At 51.2% G+C, this 5,632-nt stretch carries 8 protein-coding genes and 1 pseudogene; 4 read left to right on the forward strand and 5 right to left on the reverse strand.

All coding sequences use genetic code 11. The features are described from left to right. The 4 genes and pseudogenes from AC13CN_RS00235 to AC13CN_RS00250 form a co-directional block, all read right to left on the reverse strand. On the reverse strand, positions 1-61 hold a 61-nt coding region (locus AC13CN_RS00235; protein ID WP_483052921.1), incomplete at its 3' end, for a helix-turn-helix domain-containing protein. Between the two features lie 176 nt (positions 62-237). Next, positions 238-342 (reverse strand): annotated as a pseudogene (locus AC13CN_RS00240) (IS630-like element ISHsp2 family transposase); the annotation flags it as partial. Between the two features lie 12 nt (positions 343-354). Further along, on the reverse strand, positions 355-927 hold the full coding sequence (locus AC13CN_RS00245) for a PIN domain-containing protein (protein WP_074211472.1): 573 nt from the start codon (positions 925-927) through the stop codon (positions 355-357). After that, positions 927-1,382: a helix-turn-helix domain-containing protein gene (locus tag AC13CN_RS00250; RefSeq protein WP_217693481.1), complete on the reverse strand. Its 456-nt coding sequence runs from the start codon at positions 1,380-1,382 to the stop codon at positions 927-929. The genes AC13CN_RS00245 and AC13CN_RS00250 overlap by 1 nt, the downstream gene beginning before the upstream one ends. A 110-nt stretch (positions 1,383-1,492) precedes the next feature. Here AC13CN_RS00250 and AC13CN_RS00255 point away from each other — a divergent pair, with 110 nt between their 5' ends. The 3 genes from AC13CN_RS00255 to AC13CN_RS00265 all read left to right on the forward strand — a co-directional run bounded on the left by AC13CN_RS00255 (position 1,493) and on the right by AC13CN_RS00265 (position 4,742). Beyond that, positions 1,493-2,404 (forward strand): Rpn family recombination-promoting nuclease/putative transposase, encoded by a 912-nt coding sequence (locus tag AC13CN_RS00255; RefSeq protein ID WP_483052920.1) that lies wholly within the window; start codon positions 1,493-1,495, stop codon positions 2,402-2,404. 303 nt (positions 2,405-2,707) lie between these two features. Next, positions 2,708-4,270, forward strand: coding sequence for an ATP-binding protein (locus AC13CN_RS00260; protein WP_172416539.1), 1,563 nt, complete (start codon positions 2,708-2,710; stop codon positions 4,268-4,270). Beyond that, the gene (locus AC13CN_RS00265) at positions 4,251-4,742 is read left to right on the forward strand and encodes an RpnC/YadD family protein (protein ID WP_244891592.1); all 492 of its coding nucleotides are present in this window, start codon (positions 4,251-4,253) and stop codon (positions 4,740-4,742) included. Before AC13CN_RS00260 ends, AC13CN_RS00265 begins: the two co-directional genes overlap by 20 nt. Here AC13CN_RS00265 and AC13CN_RS00270 read toward each other — a convergent pair. Then, positions 4,739-5,338, reverse strand: coding sequence for a hypothetical protein (locus AC13CN_RS00270; protein WP_141275961.1), 600 nt, complete (start codon positions 5,336-5,338; stop codon positions 4,739-4,741). The genes AC13CN_RS00265 and AC13CN_RS00270 overlap by 4 nt on opposite strands. 153 nt (positions 5,339-5,491) lie before the next feature. On the opposite strand from AC13CN_RS00270, the gene AC13CN_RS00275 reads away from it, so the two are divergent. After that, the coding region (locus AC13CN_RS00275; RefSeq protein WP_483052922.1) for a helix-turn-helix domain-containing protein at positions 5,492-5,632 on the forward strand (141 nt) is incomplete at its 3' end.

The raw sequence follows: 5,632 nt of genomic DNA on the forward strand, positions 1-5,632 counted from the left end.
GCAAGGCTGCTTGCTCAGGCGTGGGATAGAAGCGGTATTGGTAGGCGCGTTCGGCTTTCATTCTTTACACTTTAGACGAAATATTGTAAGGATGCAAAACACAAGGCGTCCTGGCGGACGCCGCGCTATCCATCCTCGCACTAAAAGTACGAGGTTTTCCGCGCTAACTGATAAACCCTGATGATATTGAAAGAAGCGCCAAAGATACAGGCGCAATCTATTTCAGCGACTAAGTGCCTATTCAAAATTAATCGCGCACTCAGTGCCATAGCCATCGAGTAGCCGGTGTACCTCATCACAGAGGTTATCAAACGAAAGATACGCACTCAGCGGCAACCATGCAGGACTCGACTCTTAAAGCAAAATCTCAAACGTCTTCAAAGCATTAACTGTTTCAGGCAGCTTCTGGTTTAGCAGTAAACCAAGGTAATCATTGGCATTGAATGGTGGGTTTTTAAGGCTTTTACGGTGATTCTGAACGGCTTGAATGATATGCCCTGGACTCAACGACAGCATATCGGCAATAAATTCATCGGGATGAATAGCCCTGATATCATATTTGCTTAGCTGTTCATCAGGAAAATCCTTAAGGTTAAACGTAATAATCGCCTCTGCCCCACTGTGAATAGCACACGCCAGCACATGGCGGTCATCGGGATCAGGCAGCACTAATCCATCAATCAATGGCTCAAACCCTGAGACAACGGCATCTCGGGTATGTAAATCCATTAATTCACGAACCCGATTCAGTTGCTCTCTTGTCAGATCACTACGCTGAGCCAAGAGGTTGCGTATCCACTCTTCATGAATTAAATCTGACCATCGTGCCCGAAAAAGATCCGTTATTGCCATGTGTATCAGCAGGCTTCTTAATGGCGCTGGGTAAAGCACACAAGCATCATAAACAACCGTATAGAAGGAACTCATTAATAGCCCAACCCCAGCGACTGATCAAGCTCAGACAGCTCATTGAGTGCCTGTAGCCGCTTGTTATCTATTGCCTGCTTATAGTGCATTACATCTTTGTACTTTACCTTTCTACGGTTCCCTGAGCGATGATACGGAATATGGCCTTCATCTAATATTTTGATCAGCGTAGGACGCGACATCCCCAGCATATCGGCTGCTTCTTGGGTGGTCATTTCAGCATGAACGGGAATGAGCTTCACGGTATTGCCATCACCAAGCTCTATCAGGATATCCACCAAGAGACGCAAGGCGCTGACAGGGACTTCCACTTGATGAAGCCGCCCCTCTTTGTCAGATATAGCGACCTGCTGGGAAGAGGCGGCGGTCTCAACATAAGCAGCCAGCTCTCGGCTTGATAATTTTGCTAATGTCGCTTCCTCTTCACTGGGAAGCAGTGTTGACATGACGGCCATAGATTCTCTCCTTTCGGCATGTGTGTTGTTGTCATAATACACACAGGCTGAAGGTTATTCGAATTATTCGAATAAGGATATGGCCGAGGTTATCCCCCCCTGGTACCGGCATGCACGGACTGCTCAGCTACCCTGAGTTCGTTCAGCAGTTGATGGAAGGGTTTGCACCTCCAGAAATCGCCCAACTGATGAATTTCTCTACGCTCAAAAATCACAGCGGCAATTACATCACGCCCCTGTTCGAGGAGAAATTCGAAGACGTGGTGTGGTCGGTGGAGATCACCTGGGAAGGCCTCACACAAGAGGTTTATCTCTACATCCTGCTAGAGTTTCAGTCGACTGTTGATCGCACTATGCCGATCCGGCTGATGCACTACGTGGCCTGCTTTTACGACCACTTGCTCAAAAATGGCACCACCACCCCGAGCAAAGGGCTACCACCCATTCTTCCTATCGTGCTGTACAACGGCTCTGAGCGTTGGACGGCACGCCAGGATATCTACGACATGGTGTACCCGGAACCACCAGCTTTTCTTCAAGTCTATCAACCACACCTACGGTACTACCTTGTGGATGAAGGGCGCTATACTGATGAAGAGCTGGGATTACGCCCAACACCGCTGAGCGGCGTGTTCAGCATCGAAAAGGCGTCTGCCGACAGGAAAGGCCTGCAGCAAGCCGTTGATCGCATTGTGGCCATTATACAAGCCTCTCCTGATAAAGAGCGGATCGATAACATTATCACCCGCTGGCTCAAACGATATCTTCAGCGGCTAGGAGCCAAGGCAAACCTAGACCAGCTCACAAGCTTAATGGAGGACAAAGACATGTTGGCAGAGAATCTTGAAAACTGGGCGCAACAAGAGCACCAAGCGGGCATTGAAAAGGGCACAAAGCTAGGCATTGAAAAAACTGCTCGCAACTTGCTGAAGCTCGGAGTGCTGAGTAACGAGCAGATTGCCGAGGTAACAGGGTTAGCAATAGAAGACGTTTCCAAGTTGCAAGCAGAGACACAACACTAACGGGCTGTTAACAAACCTAGTTCAGTTCCCAAGCCTGGGAGGAAAAAGACATATTGGCTGAAAACATTAAATACACTCCTTCATGCCGAGCGTCACTTGGCTGAATATTGAACGTTCGATAGCATCCCCATTGTATGCTTGCGCTGCTGCTTGATGGCGCTACCCAGCAGCTAATTAGCCCCATGAAACAACCGCCTATTACCTAGCTAATCGCACCATGCAAGCCCGCTAAGCACGAACTAACCCGCACTTCCGCATGCTAGACTACCCATAGTTTGCACAGCGCCACCCTTGGAGGACAGCATGCCAGCTACTCATCGCCGTAAACTGCCCATCGGGATTCAGACCTTTTCCGATATTCGCGAAGGCGGCTACTACTATGTCGATAAAACACCGTTCATTGAGAAGCTGGCCAACCAAAATAAATACTACTTCCTCTCTCGCCCGCGCCGGTTTGGCAAAAGCCTATTGCTGGATACGTTAGGCTGCCTGTTTGAAGGCCGCCAAGCACTGTTTGAAGGCCTATATATTTACGATAAGTGGGACTGGCAGCAGCGTTACCCCGTGGTGCGTTTAAGCTTTGGGAGCGGGGTGATGCAAACACGTCAGGAATTGGACGTACGTATCCGCGACCAGTTGCGCACCGAACGTGAGCGGCTTGGACTAACGCTCACCTACGATACCGATATCGCCGGTGAGTTTGAGCAGCTTATTCGCCAAGCCCACTCGCACTATGGCCAACGTGTGGTAGTGCTAATCGATGAGTATGACAAACCCATTCTGGACAATATCCTAGACGGCGATAGGGCGCGTGAACTGCGCGAGGGGCTTAAAAATCTCTACAGCGTGCTGAAAGATGCCGACCCCCATTTGCACTTCGTGCTGCTCACCGGCGTCTCCAAGTTCAGCAAAGTCAGCCTGTTTTCGGGGTTGAATAACCTACGCGATATCACGCTTTCAACAGACTATGCGGCCGTTTGTGGCTATACCGACCATGATGTAGATACAGTGTTTGCCCCCGAGCTTCCCGGCCTTGACCGTAACGAGATTCGCCGCTGGTACAACGGCTACCGCTGGGGTGGGCCAGAAGTTCCCAGTGTTTATAACCCCTTTGATGTGCTGCTATTGCTCGAAGAGCGTCACTTCAGCCCTTACTGGTTTGAGAGCGCCACCCCTACGTTCCTGGTGGATATACTGACACAACGCGGTGTGTTTACGCCTGCGTTGAGCCAGCTGCAAACAGAGGCAGAATTACTGGGGCGCTTTGATGTTGACCATATCGCTACAGAAGCGCTGCTATTCCAAACGGGTTACCTAACGGTACACGCCACCGAAGAACCCATGACAGGCTACCGCCTTTACACACTGGGTTACCCGAACCGCGAAGTAGAAACCAGCCTTAACCAAGCGCTTTTGCCACTGCTAGGCCTTCAAGAACCACCGCGAGAACGGCTAACGCTGTTTCGTCTGCTACAGGCGAACGATCTCGCGGGCTTAGGCCTCCATCTCAAAGCGCTCTATGCCGGTTTACCCCACGACTGGTACCGAAACAATCCTATCGCCCAATATGAAGGCCACTACGCAAGCGTTTTTTACAGCCACTTTGCAGCGCTGGGTGTCGATGTGACGGTGGAAGACGCCAGCCACCACGGCAAAGTGGATATGAGCGTCGACTTTAACGGTCATATCTACCTGTTTGAATTCAAAGTGGTCGAGCAGCTACCCGAAGGTAAAGCGCTAGAGCAGATCAAAGCCAAAAGCTACGCCGACAAACACCGCGCCAGCGGCAAGCCGATCCACTTGGTGGGCGTTGAGTTTTCAAGCGTTCAACGGCAGATAGTCGCGTTTGACGTGGAGACGCTTTAAGTTAGGTGTAGCCAGCGATGAAGAGCTGGGATTACGCCCAACACCGCTGAGCGGCGTGTTCAGTATTGAAAAGGCGTCTGCCGACAGGAAAGGGCTGCAGCAAGCCGTTGATCGCATTGTTGCCATCATACAAGCCTCTCCTGATAAAGAGCGGATCGATAACATTATCACCCGCTGGCTCAAACGATATCTTCAGCGGCTAGGAGCCAAGGCAAACCTAGACCAGCTCACAAGCTTGATGGAGGACAAAGACATGTTGGCAGAAAATCTTGAAAACTGGGCGCAGCAAGAACGGCAAGCGGGAATTGAAAAAGGCACAAAGCTAGGCATCGAACAGGGCACAAAGCTAGGCATCGAAAAAACTGCGCGCAACTTGCTGAAGCTTGGGGTGCTGAGTAACGAGCAGATTGCCGAGGTAACAGGGTTGGATCTAGAAGACATTGCCAAGCTGCAAACAGAGCTACAGCGCTAAACCCTCGCCTGCCCTTGAATCACCGCATTAAAGCCTGCCGGGGTAATCGGCTGCTGTTCGGCATCGACCACCGTGCCCCCTAAGCGCGCCAGCTTTTTAGAGAGCGATACTAACTTCGCTAGCTGGAGCTTGCTAGGCGTTAGCGTGCGGCTGTTTTTAACAATTTTAATGCTCACCCCTTTGACTGGCGGTTGGCTCGCTGGTGATTCGGTTAAGGGGGGAAGCTGACCAGCGCCTACGGCATTTTCAATGACGATCGGCGTGCGCGAGGAATCCTCTGTCACGGCAAAGGTTTTGCTGCGCTGTTCGTATACCGCACCCAGGGATGACAGCGTTACGCCCAAGCGATCATTCAGCGCAGGTGAGGGCGCTTCAAACAGCACTTGCACCTCCCAAGCGGCGCTCTGTTGATTGAGTAACACCGGTGCTGACTGGGGAGAGAGTGAACCATTGGAAACGACAGCTGCCCCCTGGGCAACAGGCACGCCCCCCGCCCTTCCACGTACCAGAAATAGATATAGTGCTACACACCCACAAGTAAAACTTAGCCAAAGCGCACCAATCGCCACCACCAATACAAGCGTTTGCGTGTCCATTGCCTTAATCTCATGCTGTTAGCCAAACAAAGCTTTATTTTTATCAGTTAGCGCGGAAAACCTCGTACTTTTAGTGCGAGGATGGATAGCGCGGCGTCCGCCAGGACGCCTTGTGTTTTGCATCCTTACAATATTTCATCTAAAGTGTAAAGCATGAAAGCCGAACGCGCCTACCAATACCGCTTCTATCCCACGCCTGAGCAAGCAGCCTTGCTGGCGCGGACGTTTGGGTGCGTGCGGTTTGTCTGGAACGCGGTGCTGCGCTATCGCACCGACGCGTTTTATCAGCGTCAG

Source organism: Vreelandella sp. L-25 (assembly GCF_056857535.1).

What these genes read in the sequence shown, in the direction of transcription:
- AC13CN_RS00250 (WP_217693481.1), bottom strand. Translation starts at nt 1,382, where the DNA reads ATGGCCGTCATGTCAACACTGCTTCCCAGTGAAGAGGAAGCGACATTA.
- AC13CN_RS00255 (WP_483052920.1), top strand. Translation starts at nt 1,493, where the DNA reads ATGCACGGACTGCTCAGCTACCCTGAGTTCGTTCAGCAGTTGATGGAA.
- AC13CN_RS00245 (WP_074211472.1), bottom strand. Translation starts at nt 927, where the DNA reads ATGAGTTCCTTCTATACGGTTGTTTATGATGCTTGTGTGCTTTACCCA.
- AC13CN_RS00260 (WP_172416539.1), top strand. Translation starts at nt 2,708, where the DNA reads ATGCCAGCTACTCATCGCCGTAAACTGCCCATCGGGATTCAGACCTTT.
- AC13CN_RS00270 (WP_141275961.1), bottom strand. Translation starts at nt 5,338, where the DNA reads ATGGACACGCAAACGCTTGTATTGGTGGTGGCGATTGGTGCGCTTTGG.